21 protein-coding genes and 2 pseudogenes are annotated in these 26,920 nt (G+C 61.7%); 15 read left to right on the forward strand and 8 right to left on the reverse strand.

The window, feature by feature from the left end; translation table 11 throughout:
• Positions 1 to 78: 78 nt before the first annotated feature.
• From AB4O25_RS09595 to AB4O25_RS09610, 4 genes are all read left to right on the forward strand, one after another.
• Positions 79 to 486, forward strand: coding sequence for a hypothetical protein (locus tag AB4O25_RS09595; RefSeq protein ID WP_017527775.1), 408 nt, complete (start codon positions 79 to 81; stop codon positions 484 to 486).
• A 118-nt stretch (positions 487 to 604) separates the two neighbouring features.
• A complete protein-coding gene (locus tag AB4O25_RS09600) occupies positions 605 to 1,645 on the forward strand; it encodes an alpha/beta hydrolase family protein (protein WP_460150804.1) in 1,041 nt (346 codons plus the stop codon).
• Between the two features lie 173 nt (positions 1,646 to 1,818).
• A complete protein-coding gene (locus AB4O25_RS09605) occupies positions 1,819 to 3,045 on the forward strand; it encodes an MFS transporter (RefSeq protein ID WP_026067255.1) in 1,227 nt (408 codons plus the stop codon).
• A 61-nt stretch (positions 3,046 to 3,106) separates the two neighbouring features.
• Complete coding sequence (locus tag AB4O25_RS09610) at positions 3,107 to 3,268, forward strand: DUF2986 domain-containing protein (protein ID WP_065877713.1); 162 nt, start codon at positions 3,107 to 3,109, stop codon at positions 3,266 to 3,268.
• Between the two features lie 2 nt (positions 3,269 to 3,270).
• Here the strand turns inward: AB4O25_RS09610 and AB4O25_RS09615 are convergent, their stop codons facing one another.
• From AB4O25_RS09615 to AB4O25_RS09625, 3 genes are all read right to left on the reverse strand, one after another.
• Positions 3,271 to 4,482 (reverse strand): YeeE/YedE family protein, encoded by a 1,212-nt coding sequence (locus AB4O25_RS09615; protein ID WP_017527771.1) that lies wholly within the window; start codon positions 4,480 to 4,482, stop codon positions 3,271 to 3,273.
• Between the two features lie 175 nt (positions 4,483 to 4,657).
• Positions 4,658 to 5,455: a DNA/RNA non-specific endonuclease gene (locus AB4O25_RS09620; protein ID WP_017527770.1), complete on the reverse strand. Its 798-nt coding sequence runs from the start codon at positions 5,453 to 5,455 to the stop codon at positions 4,658 to 4,660.
• A 34-nt stretch (positions 5,456 to 5,489) separates the two neighbouring features.
• Positions 5,490 to 6,755, reverse strand: coding sequence for an MFS transporter (locus AB4O25_RS09625; protein WP_065877715.1), 1,266 nt, complete (start codon positions 6,753 to 6,755; stop codon positions 5,490 to 5,492).
• Between the two features lie 122 nt (positions 6,756 to 6,877).
• Between AB4O25_RS09625 and AB4O25_RS09630 the strand changes: the two genes are divergently transcribed.
• The 4 genes and pseudogenes from AB4O25_RS09630 to AB4O25_RS09645 all read left to right on the forward strand — a co-directional run bounded on the left by AB4O25_RS09630 (position 6,878) and on the right by AB4O25_RS09645 (position 11,561).
• Positions 6,878 to 7,519, forward strand: a complete 642-nt coding sequence (locus tag AB4O25_RS09630; RefSeq protein ID WP_017527768.1) for a TetR/AcrR family transcriptional regulator — start codon at positions 6,878 to 6,880, stop codon at positions 7,517 to 7,519.
• Positions 7,520 to 7,606: 87 nt separating this feature from the next.
• Positions 7,607 to 8,127: pseudogene (locus AB4O25_RS09635) on the forward strand (sigma-70 family RNA polymerase sigma factor).
• Positions 8,124 to 9,074, forward strand: coding sequence for a FecR family protein (locus tag AB4O25_RS09640; RefSeq protein WP_460150805.1), 951 nt, complete (start codon positions 8,124 to 8,126; stop codon positions 9,072 to 9,074). The pseudogene AB4O25_RS09635 and the gene AB4O25_RS09640 overlap by 4 nt, the downstream one beginning before the upstream one ends.
• A 75-nt stretch (positions 9,075 to 9,149) precedes the next feature.
• Positions 9,150 to 11,561: a TonB-dependent siderophore receptor gene (locus tag AB4O25_RS09645; RefSeq protein WP_460150806.1), complete on the forward strand. Its 2,412-nt coding sequence runs from the start codon at positions 9,150 to 9,152 to the stop codon at positions 11,559 to 11,561.
• 38 nt (positions 11,562 to 11,599) lie between these two features.
• Here the strand turns inward: AB4O25_RS09645 and AB4O25_RS09650 are convergent.
• Positions 11,600 to 12,853: pseudogene (locus AB4O25_RS09650) on the reverse strand (IS3 family transposase).
• 102 nt (positions 12,854 to 12,955) lie between these two features.
• Entirely contained in the window at positions 12,956 to 13,414 is a 459-nt protein-coding gene (locus AB4O25_RS09655) for an Hsp20 family protein (RefSeq protein WP_065877722.1), read from the reverse strand.
• 258 nt (positions 13,415 to 13,672) lie between these two features.
• On the opposite strand from AB4O25_RS09655, the gene AB4O25_RS09660 reads away from it, so the two are divergent.
• Genes AB4O25_RS09660 through AB4O25_RS09690 form a run of 7 tightly spaced genes read left to right on the forward strand, consistent with a single transcriptional unit; the run spans position 13,673 to position 22,998 of the window.
• Positions 13,673 to 14,488: an ABC transporter permease gene (locus tag AB4O25_RS09660; protein ID WP_017527763.1), complete on the forward strand. Its 816-nt coding sequence runs from the start codon at positions 13,673 to 13,675 to the stop codon at positions 14,486 to 14,488.
• Positions 14,478 to 15,746, forward strand: a complete 1,269-nt coding sequence (locus AB4O25_RS09665) for an ABC transporter ATP-binding protein (protein ID WP_460150807.1) — start codon at positions 14,478 to 14,480, stop codon at positions 15,744 to 15,746. The genes AB4O25_RS09660 and AB4O25_RS09665 overlap by 11 nt, the downstream gene beginning before the upstream one ends.
• Positions 15,743 to 17,065, forward strand: coding sequence for a polysaccharide pyruvyl transferase family protein (locus tag AB4O25_RS09670; RefSeq protein WP_135196147.1), 1,323 nt, complete (start codon positions 15,743 to 15,745; stop codon positions 17,063 to 17,065). Before AB4O25_RS09665 ends, AB4O25_RS09670 begins: the two co-directional genes overlap by 4 nt.
• The gene (locus tag AB4O25_RS09675) at positions 17,058 to 17,762 is read left to right on the forward strand and encodes a 2OG-Fe(II) oxygenase family protein (RefSeq protein WP_017527760.1); all 705 of its coding nucleotides are present in this window, start codon (positions 17,058 to 17,060) and stop codon (positions 17,760 to 17,762) included. The genes AB4O25_RS09670 and AB4O25_RS09675 overlap by 8 nt, the downstream gene beginning before the upstream one ends.
• Before the next feature lie 11 nt (positions 17,763 to 17,773).
• Entirely contained in the window at positions 17,774 to 19,930 is a 2,157-nt protein-coding gene (locus AB4O25_RS09680) for a glycosyltransferase (RefSeq protein WP_460150808.1), read from the forward strand.
• A gap of 19 nt (positions 19,931 to 19,949) precedes the next feature.
• Positions 19,950 to 20,927 (forward strand): class I SAM-dependent methyltransferase, encoded by a 978-nt coding sequence (locus AB4O25_RS09685; RefSeq protein WP_223271396.1) that lies wholly within the window; start codon positions 19,950 to 19,952, stop codon positions 20,925 to 20,927.
• Between the two features lie 13 nt (positions 20,928 to 20,940).
• On the forward strand, positions 20,941 to 22,998 hold the full coding sequence (locus tag AB4O25_RS09690) for a glycosyltransferase (protein ID WP_116077672.1): 2,058 nt from the start codon (positions 20,941 to 20,943) through the stop codon (positions 22,996 to 22,998).
• Between the two features lie 47 nt (positions 22,999 to 23,045).
• Here AB4O25_RS09690 and AB4O25_RS09695 read toward each other — a convergent pair whose 3' ends face one another.
• From AB4O25_RS09695 to pdxR, 3 genes are all read right to left on the reverse strand, one after another.
• A complete protein-coding gene (locus AB4O25_RS09695) occupies positions 23,046 to 23,864 on the reverse strand; it encodes a glycosyltransferase family protein (protein WP_460150809.1) in 819 nt (272 codons plus the stop codon).
• Positions 23,865 to 24,148: 284 nt separating this feature from the next.
• Complete coding sequence (gene wecB / locus AB4O25_RS09700) at positions 24,149 to 25,198, reverse strand: non-hydrolyzing UDP-N-acetylglucosamine 2-epimerase (RefSeq protein ID WP_065877733.1); 1,050 nt, start codon at positions 25,196 to 25,198, stop codon at positions 24,149 to 24,151.
• Positions 25,199 to 25,420: 222 nt separating this feature from the next.
• On the reverse strand, positions 25,421 to 26,920 hold the full coding sequence (pdxR, locus tag AB4O25_RS09705) for a MocR-like pyridoxine biosynthesis transcription factor PdxR (RefSeq protein ID WP_017527754.1): 1,500 nt from the start codon (positions 26,918 to 26,920) through the stop codon (positions 25,421 to 25,423).

The raw sequence follows: 26,920 nt of genomic DNA on the forward strand, positions 1-26,920 counted from the left end.
AATGATCGACGACAAAATTGAAGCGTCGCGGTGGCGGGAAACCTACACTAGCGCTCCCCTTCCTGCCGAATCGCCACCATGCCACGCCTTCTTCCCTTGCTGCTGTTGGTTTTACCTTCCCTGGCGTTCGCGCTGCCGCCTCTGGAAGACACTACCCTCTACAGCCAAACCGCCAGAGACTGCCAAGACGTCGACCTCACCACGTGGCAGCACCCAACCCGCGCTTTGCTGGAAAAAAACCACTTCGCGCTGGACCGCATACAACTGTGCAATGGCGGGCACTATCCGATATTCCACGTGCAAGCCCCCTACGACCCACGCGGTCAAACCAAGGATTTTTTCCTACCGCTGTATGAGCGTATGCGTAAGGCGAACGGCAAATGGCCCTACGCATTGGTGGACAGCAGCGATGCGGTGGTGGTGTACGTGAGTTATCCGAAAGAGGATCGGATTGCATTGGATTATGAGGGGTATGCGCTGCCGTAGCTCGACGAGCCCAGGGCGCAACATGGTGGCCTCAGCCTCGGCGTGGGGCGGTTCACCGGTATGCAAACGACTGGTTTCAAGTCATGCTGCGCCGCTCACTTCAAGGACGATAACAACAGTGAAAACCCACTTCGCCGCCCTGCTGCTGATCTGCCTGACCGCACCTGCATTCGCCAACGAAAATCCCGTGGGCTTCAAGACCGTCACCCTGCCCGACGCACAACACAGCCGACCACTCGAATTGGCCGTCTGGTACCCCGCCGCCACCACAGCCAAACCCGAATGGATCGCCGACAACGCGGTGTTCATCGGTGCCCTCGCGGTGTCCGACGCGCCACCGGCTGCGGGTGAGCATCCGTTGGCAGTGCTCTCCCACGGCTATGGCGGCAATTGGGGCAACCAGGTGTGGCTGGCCAGTGCGTTGGCACGCCAGGGGTATATCGTGGCGGCGGTCAACCACCCCGGCACCACCAGCAAGGACCGCAGCCCCGCAGCCGCCGCGCAGTTATGGCAACGACCCAGAGACCTGAGCCGCGTCATTGATGCGGTGCTTGCGCAGCCGCAGCAGTTCGGCGCGGTAGCGAACAACCAGATTGCCGCGGTGGGCCATTCCATTGGCGGCTGGACGGTGATGGAAATCGCCGGTGCGCGGTTTGACCCCGACCTGTTCGCTCAGGACTGCAACGCCCACCCCAAGCTGGGCGGCTGCATCGGCTACACGCGGATGAGCCCTGCCGGCACGCCAACCGGCAAGGCCAAACTGGCCGCTGACTTGAGCGACAAGCGCGTCACCGCCATCGTGTCGTTGGACCTGGGCCTGTCGCGCGGCTTCACCGACGCCAGCCTGGCCGCGCTGCCGGTGCCTGCGCTGGTGATTGCCGGGGGTGTACCCACCGACGATATGGCGCCTGAATTGGAGTCCGCCCACATGGTTGGGCGCATGCCCAAGGCATCCACGCAGTACGTGGAGATCGGCGACGCTACTCACTTCAGCTTTATGGCGATCTGCAAGCCGGGCGGCATGGCGTTGATTGAAGAGGACTCGCCTGGGGATGGGATGATTTGCCGGGATGGTGAGGGGGCTCGGCCAAGGGCGGTCATTCAACAGCAGGTGGTGGGGCTGATCAGTGAGTTTCTGGGGCGATCGTTTCGGCACTGAATAAAGCGCAAACCGTTCTCGAAGCGAGGTGCCCAAGGGCTTCGCATCGATAGCACTGATGATTACTATCGAACCGCTCGCCTATAGCCCGCCAAACACCCCTTCCTATAATCGCCTCCTACTTTTTCCCCTGCGCCTGTCTTCAGGCGCATCCCCTCTTGGAACTCAACACCATGCCAAGCGCGAGCCAGGCCCCCAGCGGCCTTCCCGAACATAATCAACAAAGCGTCAAACAGCAGTGGCTGGCGATTCTCTCGGTTGCCGTGGGTGCCTTTGCCCTGGTGACCAGTGAATTCCTGCCGGTGGGCGTACTCAACGACGTCGCTGCCGACCTCGGCATCAGCGCCGGTCACGCCGGCCTGATGGTGACGCTGCCCGGCATCATGGCCGCGCTCGCTGCGCCTTTTCTGTCGGTGAGCATTGGCGCCATGGACCGCCGTTACCTGCTGATCGGCCTGACGCTGATCATGATCATCGCCAACTCGGTGGTGGCCTTTGCCGGTGATTTCAACCTGCTGCTGTTCGGCCGCGTGTTGCTGGGTATCAGCATCGGCGGGTTCTGGGCCACGGCCATTGCGCTCAGCGGCCGCCTGGCGCCCAAGGGTGTGGGCGTGGCGAAGGCCACGTCGATCATCATGATGGGGGTGACCCTGGCCACCGTGCTCGGCGTGCCCGTCGGCACCTGGCTCAGTGGTTTGATGGGCTGGCGCATGACGTTCCTGGTGACGGCGCTGGTGGGCATCCCGGTGCTGTTGGCGCAGGTGTTTCTGCTGCCGCGCCTCACCCCGGAGAAGGCCATTCGCATCAGTGACCTGCCGGCGCTGTTTATCAACCCACAGGCGCGGGTCGGTTTGATCGCGGTGTTGTTGATTGGCCTGGCGCACTTTGCGGCTTACACCTACGTCGCACCGTTCTTTAAACACAGCTCCGGCTTCGATGGGCCGACCATTGGTTCACTGCTGTTGCTGTATGGCGTAGCGGGCGTGATGGGGAATGTTTTTGCCGGGTTCGCGGCCAATCGTAGTGTGCGTCACACCTTGCTGCTGGTGGCGTTGATGATCGGCACGAGCACCGCGTTGTTCCCGTACTTCGCCACCGGCATGACCGGCGCGGCGATGTTGATCGCACTGTGGGGCTTTGCCTTTGGCGCTTTCCCGGCGTGCGCGAGTATCTGGATGTTCGTGGTGGCGCCCAAGGATGTCGAGCGTGGCATGCCGCTGTTCGTCGCGTTGTTCCAGGTGATTATTGCGTTGGGCTCGTTCTTTGGCGGGCAGATCGTCGACCAGATGGGCAGTGCGGTGCTGTTGAGCCTGGCGACGGCCCTGGTGGGCTGCGGGTTCGTGACGGTGCTGGTGCTGGGGCGCAGCGTCAGTAACAGCTTGGCGGCGCAGCCTTGCTAGGCATTGGCTGCGGTTTTTAAGCTGGTATCATCCGGGCACGTTTAGCCCAGGTAAGAACTCCATGAATCGCCAGAAAAAACTGCAGCAGCTGTTCAAGGCCAAGGCCAAAAAGGCCAGCGCCAAATTGGCGCCCAAATCCAAGGACCGCTACATCAGTAAAGCCGAACGGGAAAAGCTGGCGGCGGAAGCCGATCAGGCGCCAAGCCTTTCCCTGCAGGACTGATCTCAGCAACCGCTCAGCGCCACCTGCGGCCGCTCGCCAGCAAAGAACAACGGCCGCAGGCGCACCCCCACGCCGTTGCCGATAAACGCCGCCACCAGCCACACCCAGCCATGCAGGCTGCCCGAGGCGATGCCGCTGAAGTACGCGCCGATATTGCAGCCGTACGCCAGGCGCGAACCGTAACCGAGCAGCAGGCCGCCGATCACGGCAGCGATCAGCGAGCGGGCCGGGATGTTCAGGCTGGGGGCAAAACGCCCGGCCAGGCCGGCGGCCAATAGCGCACCGAGCACGATGCCGATGTCCATGACGCTGGTGATGTCCTGCCACACCGGCGCCGCCAGGGCCTTGGCATTGCCCGGCATCTGCCAGAACGCCCAGGCGCCGACATCCACACCCAAACCGCTTGCCACTTTGGCGCCCCACAGGGCGAACGCCGAAGTAATGCCCCATGGCCGTCCGGCCAGCGCCAGGGTGGCGTAGTTGAGCAGCGCCAGGCCAACCGCGCCCCAGACCAATGGCCATGGGCCGCGCAGGAAGCGGCGCAGGCCTTGGTGTTCGCTTTGCACGCCGTGTTCAAGCTGGCCGTGGCGGCGTTTTTCGAGGCGGACGGTGACGGCGGCGATGAGTGCGAACATCGCCAGGCTGGCGAACAAGGCCGGTATGACGCCAAAACTGTTGACGATCGATACCGCCGGGAACGCAGGCAGTGCGAACCACCAGTCCACATGATGAGTGGCGATCAGCGAACCGCAGATAAAGAACAGCAACGTCACCAGCATGCGCGCATTACCACCGCCCACGGTGAACAGCGTGCCCGACGCACAACCGCCGCCCAGTTGCATGCCGATGCCGAAAATAAACGCACCAAACACCACGGAGACACCGGCCGGCGCGACCAGCCCGACCACCGGCTGCCCGAACAAGGTCCCCGCCCCCAGCGCCGGGAAGAACAGCAAGACCGCCAGCGCCAGCATCACCATCTGCGCGCGCAAACCGGCGCCACGGCGTTCGTTGATGAACACACGCCAGGCCGAGGTGAAGCCGAAAGCGGCGTGGTAGAGGGTCAGGCCCAATGCGGCACCGACCACCAGCAACAGCACCTGGCGCGAGCCGACGCTGGCTTGCAAAAACAAGGCGCCCAGCACCAGGACGATAAAGGCCACCAGCGGCGCAAAGGGTTTGCGCGTGGCGGCGATAGGCAAGGAGGTACTCATGGCGTATCTCGGTGGGTGGGTAGGAACGGGTTGCGAAGCGGGTGAGTATAAACCCAGACCGGCACTGGGCTGTCGCTTCAGCGCGGCCGGGATGCGCGCGACTCGGTTCGGCGGGTGTACCGAGGCTGCGCAAGCGCTGGCGAGGGCAGCGAACACAGTCACTGCCGCACCGCTGTCAGCCGCGCCCCACCGATCCCGACACGGGAAGGTTACCCAGCAACTTGAGCCCGGTGGTCTTCACAAAGGTGTCGTAGTCCATCGGCCGCTGGATACGCGTTTCGGCGTTGGGCAGCACATACGCCCAGGCCCGCTTGGACGAAGCGTCGTACACCAGTTTGAACAGCCGCGTCGGCACCCACACCTGGTTATCGCCGATGGTGCCGTAACCGGCATCGAACAACGGCCCGGTGAACACATACACGTCACCGCCGGCGCGTACGGCGAATTTGCGCACATCGGCCTCGACCTTGCTCCAGATCTTGCGGTTGTTGGTGGGGTCTTGCGGCACCATGTTCGACAGCGCAAAAGACTGGGCCATGGCTTTGGCGTCGGGGGCATCGGCGGCCGGGGACTGATGCCCGCGGTCCATGGCCGGGTGTTGGCCGTGGTAGTCGCTCAACTCCGCGCGCCCTGCCTTGGGGATGCGCGGGTCGGCGTAGAAGTGGTTGGTGCGTTCTTCGCCTTTGGCGTCGTTGAGCTGGCGCGCGTTGAGACGTTCGACCACCAGCAGCGGGGTCTTGCTGGTTTGTGAATACAGCACGGCAAAATGGTCGGAGCACAGCGCCAGCGGTTTCATGCTGGCGGGGACGGTCGCGGTTTTGATCGGTGTGGCGGTCGGGAAAATATCGGCGCAGCTGTCGAACGAAAGGCGTTGTTCCTGGCTGGAATAGAGGTCCATCGCACCCCGGGCGTGCGCCCCGGTGGACAGCAGAAAAAAGGCCGAGAGCCCAATAGCAATGTTGCGTAAGTGCATGTTTTTAAATCTTATCGTGAGGATTGAGCGGGACCTATGGACCCTCACATTGCACTTTAGTGCTGGCCCTGGCGGTTGCGCTGGCGTTTCCAGCCGCCGCCGGCCCATCGGCAGACCGTTTTCCCGGTTTGAAGCCATGGGCCCGCGCCGTCCACGCGATACTCAGCGCCACGCCCACCAACACCAGCATCGCCCACGCAAACGCAGCCACGCCCCAGGTGTCCAGCAACACCCCACCCAGTACGCCGCTGCCGGCAATTGCGCTGTTCCACGCCACCACGTTCAACGACAACGCCACATCAGCGCCCTCGCCCGCCGCATCCGCCAGCGCGGTTTGCAACAACGTGGCGGCGCCGCCAAAGCTCAGGCCCCATACCGCCACGCCGAGGTAGATCACCTCAGGCATTGCTCCCAGCAAACCGAACACCACACAGACCAGCGCAAACGTCGCCAGGCTCGCCAACACGGTGTTGCGCAGCAACGGCTCGACCAATCGGGCGGTGATCCAGATACCCGCCAGCGCGGCGATCCCGAACACCAGCAACACCAGATCCACACGCTCGGCCAACCCCGCCGGCGCCAAGAACGGTGCGATGTAGGTGTACAAAATGTTGTGCGCTAGCATCCAACTGATCACCACCGCCAGCACCGGGCGCACGCCGGGCGTGGTCAGCACTTTGCCCAACGACAGCCGTTGATTCGCGGGTTGTGGTGCGTAGTCCGGCACTGTCACCAGCACCCACGCGATCAATATCAGGGTCAGCCCCGACATCAGGCCAAACGTGGTACGCCACCCCACCCACCCACCTAGCCAAGTGCCCAGCGGTACGCCTAATGACAGCGCAATCGGCGTACCGACCATTGCCAGCGCCAGCGCCTTGCCCTGTTGATGCGGCTCGACCATGCGTCGTGCGTAACCGGCCAATAGGCTCCAGGCCAAACCCGCCACCGCCCCGGCAAAAAACCGCGCCACCAGGGTCACGCCATAGTGGGAGGACAACGCCGTAATCGAATTGAACAGCAAAAAACCGACGACGGTCAGCAGCAACACATTGCGCCGACGCCAGCCACGGGTGGCGATGGTCATGGGGATCACCGCCAGCACCGAACCCAGCGCGTAGGCCGTGACCATCTGCCCGGCCATCGACGGCGAGATCGCCAGGCCTTCGCTGATCAACGGCAAAAGGCCGGCGGGCAGGGTTTCAGTGACGATGCAGATGAAGCCGGTCATGGCCAGGGCGAGCAAAGCGCCGACGGGCAAGCGTTCGGATGAAGCCGATAGGGCCAGTGAGGCGGTCATGTGAAGCTCCTTGGAGGCAGACTTAAATACTGATCGATACAAATGTTGCAGGCTCGCACCGCGCATTGTCAACGACTTATGTATCGAATAGTATTTATCTCGCTTTCCACAGGAGACCTCCCATGGCAAAAATGGGCCGCCCGCGTAACTTCGATCGTGAACAGGCCGTGGAACAGGCGCTGCACCTGTTCTGGCAGCATGGCTATGACGCCACTTCCCTCGCCCAGCTCAAGGCCGGCCTGGGCGGCGGCATTTCCGCGCCGAGTTTTTACGCCGCGTTCGGCTCCAAAGAAGCACTCTTCGAGGAGTGCGTGCAGCGTTACTTGGCCACCTACGCCCAAGTCACCGAATGCCTGTGGGACGAATCCCTATTGCCGCGTCAAGCCATCGAAACCGCGCTGCGCCAATCGGCGCGCATGCAATGCGAAGACGGCCACCCCAAAGGCTGCATGGTGGCACTCGGCGTGATGAGTGCGCCCAGCCCGGAAAACGCGCGGGTGGCGGATGCGCTGACCCAGTCGCGGCTGCGCACGCGCGCAGGGATCGTGGCGTGTGTGGAACGCGCGGTACGCCTGGGCCAGTTGCCAGCGCACACTCAGGTGAGCGTGATGGCCACAGTGTTCGATAGTTTCTTGCAGGGTGTTTCGATCCTCGCGCGCGACGGTGTGCCGGCGCAAACCATCGATGCCGCGATCAGCCGGCTCCTGCGCACCTGGGATGTCGCGGCGTCGATCACGCCTGCGTCGCCCCATTCGAAGGCTTAACTACAAATCAGTGCTGGCCACGCTTGCTTTCGTTGATGGCACACCGCTAATCTTGCGAATAATTCTTATCCGCAGACGTAACTTCCGATGTCGGCCAGCGACCTTCCCTTGAACCAGGCTGTCCATGCGCTCTACACCGAGCACCATGGCTGGTTGTTCGGCTGGCTGCGAAAAAACTCGGTTGCCCGCAAAACGCGGCGGACCTCTCCCACGACACCTTTATGCGCATCCTCGCATCACGCGAGGCCCTGGGCGCCATGCGCGAACCACGGGCGTTCTTGACGACCACGGCGCGCCACCTGATCATCGACCGCGCGCGCCGCCGTCAGTTGGAAGGCACCTATCTGCGCGAGCTGGCGCTGACCATCGAGATCATGGAGCAGTGCCAGCAATCGCCGGAGCAGATCCTCGTCACCCTCGAGGCACTGGAACAGATCGCCTTCGTACTCGACGGCCTGGCCCTGAACGCGCGGCAGGCGTTCCTGCTGTACTTCCTCGAAGGCCTGCGCCAAAGCGACATCGCCCGCCGCCTGGGGATTTCCGAGCGCATGGTGCGCAAGCATCTGATGAACGCCTTGCTGCACTGCCACCATGCGCTGGATGTATGAACGCCGACCTCGATCAACAGGCCGCCAACTGGGTAATCCGCCTGAGCGAAGGCGACCTCAGCGAACGCGAGCAACAGCAGTTCGAACGCTGGAGAGCCGCCGACCCACGGCATGCGGCGGCGTTCGAGCGCCTGCAAGGGTTCGTGGGGCGCTTGCAGGCGTTGCGCCCGCAACAGGCGCCGGTGCAGGCCGCACTGGAAGCCGCCCGGGTACGCCGACGCAACCCGAGCGGCCGGGTGTTGCTGGGCCTGTTGCTGGCATTGCCGGTGGCCCTGGCGCTGCGGGCCTACCCGCCGAGCTATCTGTTGGCCGACCAGCGCACCGCCCCGGCGCAATGGCAGCAGGTCAACCTGGACGACGGCTCGCAACTGACTCTTGGTGGCAACAGCGCCGTAGACCTGACCTTCAATGACCAGCAACGCCAGGTGCGCTTGCTGCGCGGTGGAATCCTGGTGCAGGTGGCCCACGATGCCGCGCGGCCGTTTGTGGTGGTGACCGACGACGGCCAGATGCGCGCCCTCGGCACGCGTTTCACGGTCAAGCGCGAAGCACCGGGTACGCTGCTGACCCTGCTCGAGTCAACGGTCGCAGCCACCGATGCCGGCCATCACGCCACGGTGAACGTCAGCGCGGGCGAGCAGGCGCGCATCACGCCAAACGCGGTGACACGCGTGGGCAAGGTTGACCCGCGCACCCTGAACGACGCCTGGCAATACCATCAGTTGGTGGTACAGGACCGACCGTTGCCAGAGGTCCTCGATGAACTCGCACGCCAATATGGCGGCCATCTGCAGTTCGATCGCGAGCAACTGGCCGACCTGCGCGTATCCGCCGTCTTGCCCTTGGATAACCCGCGCCGCGCCCTGCAACTGATTGCCGATGGCCTGCCGGTGCGCATCCGCGCGTTCAGCCCGTTGTGGCTGCGGATCGAGCGTCACGAAAAATAATCGCGCAGGCCGGGTTCCGCTTTTACGTACTGCCCCGTCAAGGAAGAAAGCACCTCAATAACAGGAATGTCTTCCATGCCGCGCCACTTCCAGCGTTCCCCCTTGCCCCTCGCCCTGGCGATCAACCTGGCCAGCGTTGCCGCGCTGAGCCTGGCCCTGTGCAGCCCGGCTGCCGCGCAAGAGGCGGCGCGTTATGCCATCGCCGCGGGGCCGCTCGGCCCGGCGCTGAACCTGTTCGCCCAGCAGGCCCATGTGGCGTTGTTGTTCGACAGCAAAACCGTCGCCGGTTTGACTACGGCTGGCCTGCACGGTGAGTTCCCGATCAACCAGGGCTTTGCCCAACTGCTGAGCGGCAGTGGTTTGCAGGCTGCGCAAGGCGCCAATGGCTATGTACTGGTGCCGGTCAACACCAGCGGCTCGCTGGAACTGGGGCTGACGTCGATTACGGGCCTGACCGAAGAACGCAGCACCGAGCACGTCAAGGGCTACGTGGCCACGCGTAACCTGAGTGCTACCAAGACCGACACGCCGATCATCGAAACCCCGCAATCGCTGTCGGTGGTCACCAGCGATGAGATCCGCGATCGGCAATCGGAAACCCTCTCGCAAACCCTTGACCTGACGCCGGGGTTCACCAGCCAACCCACCAGTTTCAACCGCACCTCGGACCGTTTCCGCATTCGCGGCTTCGACGTGGAGTCGGCCACCGGTGGCTCCCTGCGCGATGGCCTGCGCCTGCAAAACAACTCGTACGATGGCGTACAGGAACCCTATGGGCTGGAACGCGCCGAGGTGATTCGCGGCGCGGCGTCGGTGCTGTACGGGCAGCTCTCGCCCGGCGGGTTGATCAACACCGTGAGCAAGCGCCCCAGCCAAACGCCTTACCATGAGCTCAACCTGCAGGCCGGGCAGAACAACCGTAAACAACTGTCCGCCGACTTCACCGGCCCGCTGGGCGACAGCGACACCCTGAGTTACCGCCTGACCCTGCTCGACCGCAAGAGCGACACCGCCGCCGACCATATCCGCAACGACAAGGTCTACGTCGCGCCGGCCCTGACCTGGCAGCCCAACGACGACACCTCGCTGACCTTGTTGTCGTTCTACCAGAAGACCGAAACCGGCTTCTCCGCGCCCCTGCCCTATCAACTGACCAAGGGCGTGGGCAGCGGCCGGTCCCAGATCGGCCGCCACGACTTTATCGGTGAACCGGACTACGACGAAATGAACGGCGAGATGTCGGCGCTGGGCTATGAGTTCGAGCACCGTTTCGATGAGCACACGCGCATCAGCCACAAGCTGCGCTACTACCAGTCGGACGTGACCTGGCGCTACCTGCAGGTCAACATCGCCGGCAACAACATCGCCACCGCGCAGACCACCGGCCTGCTGCGCCGTCAATACAGCGACCGCGAAGAACGCTCGCGGGGCCTGGCCAGCGACACCCATATCGAAAGCAAATGGCAGTTCGGTGACTGGCAGCACACCTTCCTGCTGGGCTTCGATGGTTACGACACCAGCTACGACTCGCATAACTTTCGCGGCACCGCACAGCCGTTGAACCTGGCGACCTATCAATATGGCCAGCCGGTAGTGGTCAACACAAACCCCGCCACCGACCGTGGCTCGCAGATCGACACCCTGCAAAAAGGCATCTACTTCCAGGACCAGATCAAGTTCGACGAACGCTGGATCCTGCTGTTGGGCGGCCGTCACGACTGGGCCGACCAGCACACCGAACTGTTCCGCAACGGGGTCGACAGCGGCAAAAGCGATGAAGCCACCACCTGGCGCGCCGGCCTGGTGTACAAGGCCGACAATGGCCTGGCGCCCTACATCAGCTACAGCGAATCGTTCTTTCCGGTGGCCGGCACCAACAAGGCCGAAGAGAGCTTTATTCCCACCGAAGGCAAGCAGTATGAAATCGGTATCCGCTATCAACCCGAAGGCAGCGCCACGCTGTTGAGCGCGGCGGTGTATCAGTTGGAACAGCGCAACGTGCTGAGCCAGGACCGCACCGACCTCAACTTCTCGGTACAGGTCGGCGAGGTGCGCTCGCGTGGTTTTGAACTGGAAGCCAAGACCGAAGCCACCCCCAACCTCAGCCTGATCGCGTCCTACGCCTACATCGACGCGCGCATCACAAAAAGCGATATCGCCAGCGAAATCGGCCAACGCAGCGAAGACACTCCCTATCATCAGGCCGCCCTGTGGGCCGATTACCGCCTGGCGGCACTGGGTATCCCGCACCTGCGCATCGGCGGCGGCGCCCGCTACAAGGGCACCACCCAAGCCTCCGGCGTACCCTCGTCGATGCCCGCCTACACCCTGTACGACGCTCGCGCCAGTTATGAGCTCGACGAGCATTGGGAGGTCGCGGTCAACGCCAATAACGTCACCAACAAGCGCTACACCTATTGTGAATTCGCGATTTGCCGGTATGGGGATGAGCGGCAGTTGATCAGTTCGTTGACGTATCGCTGGTAATCGGCTGGAACAACCCCCGTTGACATTCATAGGACTGTCTAGTCCTGAAATAGGTTTACACCTGTTTCACCCTAACGCCCGATGCATCGCATCGGGCGTTTTGTATTTCAAAGACAGGTGTGGACGCTCACGGTTGTAGATCGATACCGACTCGCTGACCATCTTCTTCGCCTGCGTTAAATCCTGTGGCCGCTGGAGCAAAAGCTCTGTCTTCAATATCCCGTTGACCCGCTCTGCCAAGGCGTTTTGGTAGCAGTCATAGCCATCCGTCATCGAACACCTGATGCCGTGCTTCGCATGCAACTCCTGATACATTCCCGAGCAATATTGGCTGCCTCTATCTGAGTGATGCACCAGCGGCTGCTCCGTTCGACGATATTTCACCGCTCGGCGCAGCGCCTGCGCGACCGACTCGGTGTGCAGGCTTTCATGGACGTGATAGCCCACGATCTTTCGTGAAAAAGCATCCGTCACAAGGCTCAAATAGGCCACACCTTCCTGAGTGGGCAGATAGGTGATGTCAGCCACCCAGACTTGTTCCGGGCCGCTGGGAATAACTTGATCAGGGCCGGGTTTGAGCAGGTTTGGATGACGCCGAAAGCGGTGATGGCTGTCGGTTGTCTTGTGATACGCCCGCTTGCGGGCTACCAATAAACGCCGTTCACGCAGAATCGAAAACAGGCGATCTCGACCCACTTGCAGCTCAAGCTGAGGTTGGCACTGCAGCAAGTAATGCAGCTTTCGGGTGCCCAAACGTGGCTGCCGCTGACGTTTTTGCTGAACGAAATCGGCAACTTTCTGATCCAGAGCGAGACGTGCCGCATCGGCGCGATTGCGTTTGTAGTAAGCCTGGCGGCTTATCCCCATGAACTGGCAAGCCCTGCTGATGCTCAGGTTTTGGATTCGTTTTTGGGCGAGGACTTGCCGGGACGCTTTTTTACGACAGAGAGACCGTAGTCATTTTTCAAGACATCCACGACTGCCTCAAAAAACTGCGCTTTCTGATTGGACAGCGCCAACTGCTCTTCAAGCTCTTTGATGCGTTGCTCTGGCGTTAATGGTCGGTTTTTGTCGGGCATAGACCCCATCCTCGGCGAGCCAATGTATGTGCCCGGGCTCCAATCCTGCCGACCGTGCTTGCGTAACCAGGTCAGAACGGTCGTTTTGCCTTGAATCCCGTAGCGCTCCTGAGCCTCTTTATAACTCAGCTCGCCTTTTTCGACCTGATCGACGACCGATAATTTGAAGGTCAACGTGTAGTCTCGCTGACTGCGCCTTTTTACTGATTCCATTACGTCCTCCTGAAAAGCAGATCAGAAGGTGTAAACCTTATTCAGGACGGGACAGACCAAACAATAAAGGCGCTCCAAAGAGCGCCTTTATTCATCGCGACATTACTGCTCGCTGATGGATTTCACCTCAGCCTTGGCCGCACCGCCAATCGCAATGCGCTTCGGCTTGGCTTCCTCCGGTACCACCCTGAGCAAGTCGATGCTCAGCAAACCGTTGGAGAGCTGTGCGCCCTGCACTTCGATGTGGTCGACCAGGCGGAACGACAGGCGGAACGCGCGCTGGGCGATGCCCTGGTGCAGGTAGGTGATGTTTTCATCGTGTTCACGCTTGCCACCGGCGACGGTCAACACACCTTTTTCCACCTGGATCTCCAGGTCGTCCTCCACCAGGCCGGCAGCTGCGATGACGATCCGGTAGTGGTCATCACCGTGCTTCTCGACGTTGTGAGGCGGATACGTGGTACCGGCCTCGCTGCGAAGCGCCGATTCGAAAAGGTCGTTGAAACGGTCAAAGCCAACAGAATGGCGGAACAGTGGGGCCAACGAGAGAGTAGTAGCCATTGCAAAATCTCCTGAGTTTTCTCCAAGTGATTTGATACGCGACCCGTATTCGGCATCGCGTAAAACCTAAGTAGGTTCAGGCGAAAAAATTTCAAGCGGCGTCCCTAAAAATTTTTTTGCTGGGCTCTGATCCCGTGAATACAGGCCACAGCACCGACGGATGAGCAGTGCCGCGAGCAATCTTCCAGGGCCGCATAGCTAAACGGCAGTTCCTGACTAGACTGATGAGCGCACAGACTTGGTCATGGGAATCGTTGGATGAGTGAAGTAAACGCACGGGCCGGCATGTTTTCCAGCCCGTGGCGACATCGAGAACTGTTGGTTTCCATGGTTCAGCGGGAAGTGATTGGTCGGTATCGCGGCTCCATCATGGGGCTGTTGTGGTCGTTCCTGAACCCTCTGTTCATGTTGCTGGTGTACACCTTCGTGTTCAGCATGATGTTCAAGCTGCGCTGGCCTCAAGGCAGCGGTTCCAGGAGCGAATTCGCGCTGCTGGTGTTTGCCGGCCTGCTGGTGTTCAACGTGTTCGCCGAATGTGTGGGCCGTGCGCCCGGCCTGATCATCGCCAACGCCAACTACGTCAAAAAAGTCATGTTCCCCCTGGAGATCCTGCCTTGGGTGGTGCTGGGCGCGGTGCTGTTCCATACCCTGGCCAGCTTATTGATCTGGCTGGTCTTCCACCTGCTGTTTTTCGGTTTTCCGCCCCTGACCAGCCTGCTGCTGCCCCTGGTGCTATTGCCGCTGGTGCTCTTTACCCTGGGCATCTCATGGCTGCTGGCCTCACTGGGGGTTTACCTGCGCGATGTCGGCCAGATAGTTGGCGTATTGACGACGGCCTTGATGTTCGTCTCCGCGATTTTTTACCCGGCCAGCGCCTTTCCGCCGGCCTATCAAGGCCTCCTGCGCCTCAACCCACTCACGTTGGTGGTCGAGCAAACCCGTGACGTGCTGTTCTGGGGCGTCTTGCCCGACCCTCTCACTTGGGTCTGCGGCCTACTCGCGGCCGGGGGCGTAGCCTGGCTGGGGTTCAGCTGGTTCCAGAAGTCTCGTAAAGGATTTGCCGATGTGCTCTGACATCGCCGTAAAAACGGCCCACCTGAGTAAGAGCTATCACATCTATGACACGCCCAGGGATCGTCTGTGGCAGCTGTTGTCCCGGGGTAAAAAGCATTTTTATCGCGAGTTCTGGGCGCTGCAGGATGTGTCACTGACACTGCGCAAAGGCGAAACGGTGGGGATCATCGGCCGTAACGGCAGTGGCAAATCGACGTTGCTGCAACTGATCTGCGGCACATTGAGCGCCACGTCCGGCAGCATTCACAGCCATGGGCGCGTGGCCGCGTTGCTGGAGCTGGGGTCGGGTTTCAATCACGACTTCACCGGGCGCGAAAACGTCTATATGAACGGCGCGGTGCTGGGGCTCAGTCGTGCTGAAATCGACGCGCGTTTTGCCCAGATTACTGACTTTGCCAATATCGGCGACTTTATCGACCAACCGACCAAGACCTACTCAAGCGGCATGCTCGTGCGGTTGGCCTTTGCGGTGGCCGTGTGCGTACAGCCCGACATCCTGATCGTCGATGAAGCCCTTGCGGTGGGTGACGCATCGTTTCAGTTCAAGTGCCTCAATCGCCTGGAGGCGCTGACCCAGCAAGGCACCACGTTGCTGTTCGTGTCCCATGACATGGGCATGGTCAAACGCTTTTGCAATCGAGTCATTTACCTGCGCGAAGGCCGGGTGCGCGCCAGTGGGTCTCCCGAAGAAATGGCCGAACTCTATCTGCTGGAAATGCGCGACGAACAGCGCCGCTGGGCCAGTGGCGGTGCGGTGCCGGTCGCTCCCAAGGCGTTTCTCGACAAACAAGGCGGCATCGCCTTCGGCACCGATGAGGGGCATATCGTGGCCGCCTGCTTTACCAATACCGACAGCCTCTATTCGAGCTTTGTGTACGGCGAAACCATCCAGATATGCATCCAGGCCCAGGTTCGCGACACCATCGAGTTGCCCTCCATCAGCGTGACAATCCAGGAAGCCCGGCTGCTGGTGATCGGCGGCGCCAACCTGCCGCTGCAGATGGAGGCGGCGCACGATGGCTGGCGCAAGGCGACCATCACCGTCCACTTCCCCGCCGCCCTCGCGGCGGGCAAATACCACATCACACTGAAACTGATGAACGGCCACAGCGAAGAAACCGCACAGCTCATCGAGAAGCAGGTCGCGCTGCTGGCGTTCGACACCCTGCCCGGCACCAAGGACTTCCTTGGGTTCGTCGACCTGGGAATCGAGGCCGGTCACGCCCTGCAAACGAGCACTCTGGGGGAGCGCCAATGAGTCGCGCGTGGCAGGTAGGGATCTTCGGCACGTTCGATGTCGCCAACTATGGCGACTTGCTGTTTCCCATCATCGCTGAAGTGGAATTGACCAGGCGCCTGGGCGCGGTAAAGCTCCATCGGTTTTCCTATCACGCAAAAACCCCACCCGAATGGCCGTACGAGGTCACCTCACTGACCGCTTTGCCGGACATCGCCGGCGAGTTGGATGGCGTACTGATCGGCGGCGGTTTCATTATTCGCTTCGACAAAGTGGTTGCCACCGGCTATTACCCGCCGGATGCCTCCATTCACCACCCCACCGGTTACTGGCTGACGCCGGCGCTGATCGCCTTGCAACACGCAATCCCGCTGATCTGGAATGCGCCCGGCATGCATTGCAACGAGATTCCGTCGTGGGCCGTGCCGCTGGTGAAGCTGAGCCTGGATCACAGCCCGCATATCCGGGTGCGGGATGCACTCTCGCAGTCAGCCCTGGCGCAGGTGTCGCCGACCGCCCAGGTCGAGGTGCTCCCCGATACCGCCTTCGGCCTTGCGCGGTTGCTCGACGTGCAAGCGCCGTCGGCCGCCTTCCTGGCACTTCGCGCCAGCGCCGGGCTGACTCAACCGTATCTGGTGGTGCATGCGATGTGGGGGTTGGACAGCTTCCTGCACCTGTGGCGAACCCATGCCGGATTGTTCGAAGACTTGCAGCTGCTGCTGTTGCCCATAGGACCGGTGCTGGGCGACCACGAAAGCGTTCTGGGCGAGGGCCTGGAACGCTCGCGATGCCTGCCGTTCTGGCCTGATCCTTTGCTGCTGGCGGAACTGCTGGCCCATGCCGAGGGCGTCATCGGGCACAGCTATCACTTGGCGATCAGCTCACTGGTGTTTGGCGTGCCGATCTTCTGCTCGGCGGACCTGGGCACCGGTAAATACACCGCGCTGCCCAGCCATGGGCGCATCTTCCAGATACGCCGGGACCAGCCCATTGAGCCGCAGTGGTTTCGCGCCCAATTGGGCAGGCAGCCCCTGTCCCAGGTCACCGCCCACGCGACGGAGCAGCTCGACGCACACTGGGACCGCGTGGCCGAGCTGATCCGTGAAGGCCCGAGGTCGACCCCAGCCGCGCTCAACCGTTATTGGCAAGGCTTGCCTGGGGTACTCGAAGACCTGCATGCACAGGTCCAACATCAGGTCGCCGAGCGGCAAAGCGACCACGCGCAACACCAACACGCGCTTGAGGCGCTGTACCGCTCCAACTCTTTCAAGCTGACGGCGCCGTTGCGCCACATCCGCCGTACCCTGACGAAATGGCTGGGAGCCCTTCGACATGATTGACCTGAGCAAACTGAGCGCCAATCGCTTGAAAAGCGCGCCTTATTCCTGGGCGCAGATCGACGCGCTGTATAGCCCCGAAGACGCCAAGGCACTGGCCCGAACCTACCCCCACGACCACTTCAAGACGGTATCGGGCTACGGCGGGGCAAAGGATTACGAATACGAGGCACGGCAATTGATCGCCATGGGCAGCCACGAGGTGGTCAACCCACAGGCCCTGAGCCGCGCATGGCTGGCATTGAGCGACAGCCTGCGCTCGGCGCAGTACCGCCATGCGATGTCCACATTGACCGGCCAGGACCTGAGCCACGCGCCCATGGAGGTGAATGTCTTCCATTACGGCCCTGGCGCCAACCTGGGGCCCCATCCCGACCTGGACGACAAACGGGTCACGCACATTCTGTATTTCAACGAGACATGGAACCCCGCCGACGGCGGTTGCCTGCAAATCCTCGGCTCTGCCGACCCTGCCGACGTCGTCGCCCAAGTGCCCCCCGTGATCGGCAACTCGGCGGTCCTGGTGCGCGCCGACAACTCGTGGCACGCGGTTTCGCGAGTCGTGGATGGCTGTCGGTCCTCCCGGCGCAGCGTGACCGTGACCTTCTACCGTCCAGGCTCACGCAGCTCGATGTGGCCGGCCGATGACCCGACACCGCTGCACCCTTACAGTGAACCGAACAACGCAACGATTGTGTAAAGGACGCCCCCATGGACAAGGACAATCTGGCCACACTTGAGCGCGAAAACGCACGGGTAGAACGCGATGCGGCCATCAGGGAACGAGACGCGGCGATTGCCTACATCGCAATGCTGAAAAATACCCGCTCATGGCGCATTACCCGCCCCTTGCGCACGCTGCTGCATTGGCTCAAGTACAAATCCAGGCACACCGAACCCGACACCCTGGAATTCCTGCGTGCTGAAGATCTCCCCTTAAGCCCCACCGCGAAAACTACCCAGCCATCCTTGCCGGACGAATCGCCGACAGAGGCCCGCTTCGACATTCTCTGTTTTGCCAATATCGACTGGGCCGCACGCTTTCAGCGCCCTCAGCAACTGATGAGCCAGTTTGCCCGGCATGGCTACCGTGTCTTCTACATCGTCCCCTCCCGCAGCGCCGAGCCTGGGCATGCCTACAGCAGCGTAGAAGTGGCGCCTGGCGTGTTCGAGGTTGCGTTGCGGCGCGATGAGTTCGTGGACTGCTACAACCAACGCCTCACTGAAGACACCCTGCGGGGCTACACAAAGGCGATCGATGCGCTGGCCAGGGACCTGCGTATAAAGACTGCGGTTTCAGTGATTCACCTGGCCTTCTGGGCCCCGCTCGCGTATCAACTGCGCAACGATCACGGCTGGAAAATTCAGTACGACTGCATGGATGACTGGGTTGGCTTCCCGGGTATCGGCGAGGTCTTGCTCGAAGAAGAACAAACCCTGGTCAAGCAGGCCGATTTGATGACGGTCACCGCGGCCTCGCTCCAGGAAAAATGGGCCACCGCGAGCGACAACTGCCTGCTGCTGCGCAACGGCGTGGATTTTGAGTTCTTCGAACGCAACTGCGTGCCCAACAACCTGCTGGCGGACATCAAGCGGCCTTTGATCGGCTTTTATGGCGGCCTGGCCGAATGGGTGGACCTGCCGTTGATCGCGGCCATCGCCCGGCAGCGGCCGGACTGGAACTTCGTATTGATCGGCGACCTGTTCGTCAAAGACCTGGCCGGGCTGGACCGCCTGCCCAACGTGCATTTGCTCGGCAGGAAGCCCTATGCGCAGATGCCGTTGTACCTGTACCACTTCAATGCCTGCCTGATCCCGTTCCGCTTGTATAACGTGACCCATGCGGTCGACCCGGTGAAGTTCTACGAATTCATCAGCGCAGGCAAACCGGTGGTATCGGTGCCGCTGGAAGAAATGAAGATCTACCAGGACTTCGTTTATTTCGCCAGCGAACCGCGGGCCTTCATCGAACAGATCGAGTGCGCCCTGAACGAGACCGACACCCGCGCCGCCACCGAACGCGTGGCGCTCGCCAGCGCCAATGACTGGCATCATCGCTTCGAAACCAATCTGAACGCGCTGACGGCCTTGCATGCGAAAGTGTCGATCATCGTGGTCACCTACAACAACGTCGAGCTGACCCAAGGCTGCATCCAGAGCCTGTTGCGCAATACCACCTACCCCAACTACGAATTGATCATCGTCGACAACGCCTCTTCGGACGATACGCGCAACTACCTGCGTTACCTGAGCCGCACCCAGGCGAATGTCACCGTCGTGCTCAATGACCGCAACCTCGGCTTCGCCGCCGCGAACAACCAGGGGCTGCGCCTGGCAACCGGTGACTGCCTGGTGCTGCTCAATAACGATACCGTGCTACCCAAGGGGTGGATCGACCCCTTGTTGCGCCACCTGCAAGACCCGCAAATTGGCCTGGTCGGCCCGATGACGAACGCGGTCGGCAACGAAGCCAAGGTGGACGTCGACTATGTTGACCTTGAACACATGGAAGCCTTCGCCGACCGCCATGTCGCACGGCACCGCGGCCGCACCTTCGATATCAGCATGCTCGCCATGTTCTGCGTGGCCATGCGCCGCGAGGTGTTCGAGCGCATAGGCCTGCTGGACGAAGCATTCGGCATCGGTATGTTTGAAGATGACGACTACAGCCGGCGCATCCAGGCGGCCGGGCTGAGGACGGTTTGCGCCCAGGATGCATACATTCATCACTATGGGCAGGCCTCGTTCAAGAAGCTGATCGCCAGCGGTGAATACCAGGCGCTGTGGGACAAGAACCAGGCCTATTTCGAGAGCAAGTGGGGTAAATGGAAGCGCCCTGAACCCCGCCTGCAATCGCGCGCGCGCTGACCAACCGGAGGATGACATCGTGTTCAAGCGAATCATGAAAAAGCTCAACGCCCAGCCGGAAGCGGTCAGCGCCGACAAGCAAGTCACCGCCGATCATTGGTCGGAGAACATGGCCGGCTCCGACGCATTTTCCGCGGATGTGTATTGGCTCGCGGTCCCCGCCGTACAACGGCGCCATCAGCACAAAGCGACTGCCGGCAGCGGCCACCCTGGCTGGGTGCAGTACTGCCTCAAGGAGTTTTTGGGCCACTCGGTTTCCGGCGCGCGGATGCTGAGTATCGGTTGCGGCACCGGCACCCTGGAGCGAGAGCTCTACAAGCTCAACGCCTTCGAGCAGTGCGATGCCGTGGACATAGCGCCTGGCGCACTCGACGTTGCCAGAACCGAGGCGCTGGCGATCGGCGCGTCGAGCATCAACTATTCATTGTGCGACATCGAACAGACGGACCTGCCCGGCAACTGCTACGACGCGGTCTGGTTCAATGGCTCGCTGCACCACATCCGCGAACTGGAAATCGTCTGCCAACGGGTTCGCCACAGCCTGAAGCCCGGTGGCTGGCTGTTTTTCAATGAGTACGTCGGGGCCAATCACTTTGCCTTTGATGCGCAACAATGTGCGGCCATCAGCCATGCGTTCGGCTTGATTCCAGAACCGTTTCGCCGCTCATTCGTCAAGGGTTCCTACGGCCAGGTGCAACAGGCCGTGCCATTACCCGACCCCATCGAAGTGGTGAAGGTCGACCCCTCGGAAGCCGTGCGCTCCGCCGACATTTTGCGCGTGGTGCAGGAGCACTTCGAGATTCGCGCGCTGAACCGCTGCGGCGGCTCGCTCCTGCAATTTCTGCTGCACGGCATCGCCGGCAACTTCACGCCGGATAATCCACAGTCGCTCAGGGTGCTGCAAATGTTGTTCGACATCGAGGACGGCCTTATCGAGTCGGGCACGCTGAAAAGTGACTTCGTGGTGGTCGCCGCATCGCCGGGGAAAACCGCATGAAACGGCCCGCGCCATGCTGATCGATCGACGCCCCTCGCGGCTTAGCCGCTGGCGCGCGGCTTACCATCGGCTGCCGTTGCCGGCCAGTATAAAAAAGCTGCTCGCCGCGATTTATCGACGGGTGTTGCTGGGCGCTGTGCGCGCCATACGAAATGCCATGAACGCAGGACAAACCTTTATCAGCCCCTCACCGGTGCCGCAGCCCCAACAGGCAGGGCTGGCCGACTACATCATCTGGGGCGCCATCGACTGGGACTTGCGCCACCAACGCCCGCAACAACTGGCCCAGGCACTGGGCGCCACGGGGCGCCGGGTGATCTACGTGTCGTCGTCGTTGATCGATGCGCGCCATGCCGGCTTTGAACTGGCGCCGCTGGATGAACAGGGCCGGCTGTTCCAGGTCAGCCTGTTCGCCCATGGCGCGCCGCGTATCTACGCCGGTGCCCCAAACGCGGCGCAGGTTCACCAATTGCTGCGCAGTATCGGTGAGGTGCTGCTGTGGTCCGGATCTACCCGTGTTATTTCATTGGTGCAACATCCCTTCTGGTGCGACATCGCCGGTGAATTGCCCGACAGTCGATTGATCTACGATTGCATGGACCATCACCAAGGGTTCGACGACAACGCCCCGGACATCCTGCAGCTTGAGCGGCGACTGGTGCGCGACGCCGACCTCCGGCTGTTTACCTCCGACTGGCTGGCCCGGCAATGGCCGGCCCAGCCACACGAACCCAGCGCTATCGTCCGTAACGCGGCTGACTTCGCGCATTTTTCCAGCCCCCCGGCGTCGGTCTATCGGGATCGCCTGCAACGCCGGGTGATCGGCTATTACGGCGCCATTGCCGGTTGGTTCGACGCCGAACTGGTAGCCAGCATCGCCGAGGCCTTTGCACAGCATGTGGTGCTGCTGATCGGTGCCGATACGGCCGGGGTGCAGGCACGCTTGCGCGGCTGCCCGAACGTCGAGTTCATGGGCGAAGTGCCCTATGGCGCCCTGCCCTATTACGCGCATGGTTTCGACGTGTGCATCGTGCCGTTTCGCGTGACGCCGCTGACGCTCGCCACCAACCCGGTAAAGGTTTACGAGTACTTGAGCGCCGGCAAACCGGTGGTTTCGGTGGACCTGCCGGAAATGCAGCAATTTGGCGCGCTGGTGCAGGTCGCCAGGGATACGCCTGGGTTTATTGCCGCGATCACCCAGGCACTGGCACCCTCCACCGCCGAACACCTCGCTCAACGACAGGCGTTCGCGGCTCAACAAACCTGGACGCACCGCGCCGATGCGCTCATCACCCTGGCCGAACACCGCGACCACGCCGCGCGGGTCAGCGTGATCGTCGTGACCTATAACAACCTGGCATTGACCCGCGCCTGCCTCGAAAGCCTTGAGCGCCACCGCGAAGGCATCGCGCTGCAGATTATCGTGGTGGACAATGCCTCCAGCGACGCCACCGCGGACTTCCTGGCGCAGTGGGCCGCCGACAGCGGGCACAGGGTCATCCTCAACCCGGACAACCGAGGCTTCGCGGCAGCCAATAACCAGGGGTTGGCGGTCGCCACCGGCGATTATCTGGTGCTGCTCAACAACGACACCCAGGTGACTTCAGGCTGGGCGAGTACCTTGCAGCGGCATTTGCAACGTAACCCTGAACTCGGCCTGATTGGCCCGGTGACCAATAATATCGGCAATCAAGCCAAGGTTGATGTCACCTACACCAGCCTGGCGCAGATGCCGCAAGCGGCTCGACGCTTTACCTGCCGGCACCTTGGCGAGCGTGTCCGGCAGCCGACCCTGGCGTTCTTCTGCGTGATGATGCGGCGCAGTACCTACACGCAAATCGGCCCGCTCGACGAGGTGTATGGCCGAGGCTTTTTCGAAGATGACGATTACTGCCGACGTGTCGAACACGCCGGCCTCGCCTGCGCATGCGCGCGCGATGTGTTCATTCATCACCAGCTGTCGGCCTCGTTCGGGCAAATAAACCAGAGCGAACGCCAGGCACTGTTCGAGAAAAACAAAGCGATCTACGAGGCCAAATGGGGCCCATGGGTGCCCCATCAACATGAATAAGGCCGCGACGACGTTGCGCGCACCACTGGCCTGCGGCAACGTCGCGCTCATGAATGAAGTTTAGTGGCATCAAAACGCGCCTCCCAAGAGTGTTGCAAGGCAAACGCATGGGCCTCATCCGCGTCACGTTCACAGCACAAGGCTGCCTCGGCCAGCGCCGCAAGATCGGTCAGCGAATGACTGATAAACACACCTGGCAGGTCTGAGCGGCAGTGCATTTCGCCAAAGTCGGTGGAGATCACGGGCAACGCCAGGGCGCGGTATTCGTAATATTTAATGGGGTCGACAGAGGCGGTGAGTACGTTCGGTTTGAAGGGGATCAACCCCACGTCGAACTCAGCCATGGCTTGCAGTGCCGCGTCATGATCACAGGCGGGCAGCAAGACGACGTTAGGGGGTAGCTGATGGGCGGCCGGCTCGAACACGGGGCCGATCAAGCGGATTTCGTCGTGGGGCCTGGCCAGGGCCAAGGCGGCTACCCAGCCCCAGTCAAACCAGAAGGCCATCGTGCCCACATAGCCGAACACCTTTCGCGTGGAGGACGTCGGCGCAGGTTGTATGCCGAGCACTGCCGCCAGATCCAGACCGTTATGCACCAGGTGCACATCGTCCCGATAACCGCGCCATTGCGCATTAATGCCAGAGCTCGACGCCCAGATGACATCCACTCGCTGAGCGATCAACCGCTCCCATCGCGCCAGGGACGCGCGCGAAAAACCGGTGTAGAACGCCGGAAAATCGTCCATGGCGTCATACAGCGACGGGCAATGCGGCAGACGCTGCAACAGCAACCCCGCCAGCGCCGACGGCTTGCCGACCACCAGCAAGGTGGGCGCCTCGCGCGCGAAACCTTCGATCAAGCTCAAGGCATGCCGCCACACAAAACGGTTTACCCAGCCTGCCCCCGGTAGCGGCTCAATGGGCAACCCGCCCGGCTTCAAAACCGTTAGCCAGGCGGGCGTTGGGCTGGGTGGCTGAACAACTGGGGATGCGCGCAGACGCCGCAGATCGCTCCACTTGGGCAGCCGCGTGGGGTAAGGGTCCACCCATAGCACCGACACGCCCGTGCGGCGGTGAAGCCAGTCGACAAACTTATGTGGCCGCTGAGCGAAGCTCTCCCAGGGTAGCGGCGAAAGGATGACTACGCGGTTCAAACAAAGTGCTCGCGCAGGGCGTTGACGATACGTCCGGCCGCCTGCCCGTCGCCATAGGGCGAAATGCCGAGCGCCATGGCCCGATAGGCCGATTCATCATCAAGCAGGTGCTGCACGGCCTCAATAATGTGATCGCCGTTCGTACCAATCAGTTTTACGCAACCCTGTTCAACCGCCTCGGGTCGCTCGGTTTCATCCCGCATGACCAGTACAGGCTTACCCAGTGCCGGGGCTTCTTCCTGCACCCCGCCCGAGTCGGTCAGGATCAGATAGGCGGCTTGCATGGCGGCGATGAAGGTCGTGTAATCGAGCGGCGCGCAGAGCCTGAAATTGGGTATCCCGGCCAAACACGCATGCGCGACCTCCTTGATATTCGGGTTCGGATGCACGGGGTACAGGAACTGCACCTCAGGGTTGCGCTCGGCCAGGGTACGCAATGCCCGGCAAATATCGAGAAACGGCGCGCCGAAATGTTCCCTGCGGTGAGAGGTCACCAGCACCAGGCGTCGGCTGGGGTCAAGATCAAGGTTGAGCGCCGGCGCCCTGGCCGCTGCCGTGAGCAGGGCATCAATCACCGTGTTGCCGGTGACCACAATATCTGCAGCGCAGACGCCCTCTTTCAACAGGTTTTGCCGGGCGCTTGCCGTCGGTGCAAAGTGCCAACGCACCAACCTGCCGGTCATCACACGGTTGGCTTCCTCTGGAAACGGTTGTTGCATATCCCAGGTGCGCAGGCCGGCCTCAACATGACCCACCGGTATACGGTGATAAAAACAGGCCAAGGCGCAGGCCAGCACCGACGTGGTATCGCCCTGTGCCAAAACGGCATCGGGCCGCTCTTGCAGGAGCACGGTGTCCAGGTCGAGCAACAAATGGGCGGTCAAGCTGGTGAGGGTCTGATTGGGCCGCATCGCGTCCAGGTCGATGTCGGGTTCGATCCCGAAAGACACCAGGATCTGGTCCAGCAGATGACGGTGTTGCGCCGTGGCAAGTACACGCACATCCACCCAACGTTCTTTTTTCAGGGCCAAAATAACCGGGGCCATTTTGATCGCTTCGGGACGAGTCCCGACAACACACAAGATTTTTTTCAGAGACACGTCGAGCCTATTTCCATATTCAGGGAGTAGCTGAATAACTGCTGAGGTTCGTGACTCAACTGAATTCAAGCCATTGCACGCACATTCCGCTGTGCTTAAGCAGCATAGACACAGAACGCGCTTCCTGCCCGATAGCGCGACGCGCTTTCCCAGATCGGAAAGGTTGCCCTATTTTTTGCTCAGCGCACCGGCCAGGCGCTGCATGGCGACTTCGATTTCATGGGCGGTCAGGGACGAGTATCCCAATAGCCAACCGTGTTTTTTCTCTACGCCGGCATAGAGCCGACTGAGGCCGGGCAGTTGCACGCCCACGCGGGCAGCCTGGCGGATGGTGTTTTCTTCCGACCAACCCTCGGCCAGCAAACAGGGAATCTGCAGCCCGCCCTGGGGGCTTAAGGCCGTGACAATTGCGCCAAGGTGCCGGCCGATCGCATCCAGCATGGCTGCACGGCGCGCGGCGTAGAGTTTGCGCATGGCGCGGACATGCGCGTTGTAATGGCCGTCTTCCATGAAGCGCGCCAGGGTCAGTTGAAGGCTCTGCGGTGTGTGGCCGTCCATGATGCTGCGTGCGTAGGTGAAGGCTTTGACCAACTCAAGAGGCAGCACCATGTAGCCGATCCGCAACCCCGGATACAGGGTTTTGCTGAAGGTACCGAGGTAGATCGTGCGTTGATCGTTGTCCAGGCCCTGCACGCACGCAATCGGCAGCCCGTCGTAGTGGAACTCGCTGTCGTAGTCGTCCTCGATGATCCACTTGCCATGCTCGGTCGCCCAGTTGATCAGCTCGAGTCGACGCTCCAGCGGTAAGGTCGCACCGGTGGGGTATTGATGCGAGGGCGTTACATAGACGCAATTGGCACCGCTGCGATCGGCCCGCAGCAGGTCCGTGCGTATGCCCTGGGCATCGACATCGATGGGCACCACGTTGGCCTCGGCGGTTTCAAAGGCCTTTTTGGCACCGAAGTAGCCCGGGTTTTCCAGCAGGATCGGTTTGCCGGCGTCCACCAGCAACTGGGCGCACAGGAACAGGGCTTGGCGCGTGCTGCTTAACACCAGGATCTGCTCAGGCGAGCATTTGGCCCCGCGCTCAAGGTTCAGGTACGTGGCGATTGCCTTGCGCAGAGGCTCGGCGCCTTGGGGGTCGCCATGCAGCAGGACATTGGCCTGGTAATCCTTCGTGACCTGGCGTTGCAGGCGCTCCCATATCCGGGTGGGGAAGGTTCGGGTTTCCGGCAACCCGGTGGCAAATGCCTTGATTACTTGTTGATCGTTAACGCCACCGCTGTTGAAAATCATCCGCCCGCGCTGGCTCAGGCCCGCCCCCGGCGGCGCCTCGCTGTGCGGGGCGCCTTGCACGTTCGTGCGCCGGCGCGCAGCCCCGCGCAATTCGGCGCCGACCGCCGCGGATACGTAGCTGCCCGAGCCCTCGCGCCGCACGATGAAACCGTCACGGTGCAAATGCACATAAGCGTTCTCGACCGTGTCGCGGGCCACGCCGAGCGTCTTGGCCAGGACCCTGGACGCCGGCAACTTCAGGCCTGGGCCGAGGGCACCTTCAAGGATCAAGGCACGCAGGGCGCGCTGGATCCGCTGATGCAAGTCCAGCCTCTGAAACTCGGCATCGTTGAGGCGTATCTGCAACGTTTCGAGTTCGAACGTATTTGCCAT

It is taken from the genome of Pseudomonas sp. S3_A03 (genome assembly GCF_054668275.1).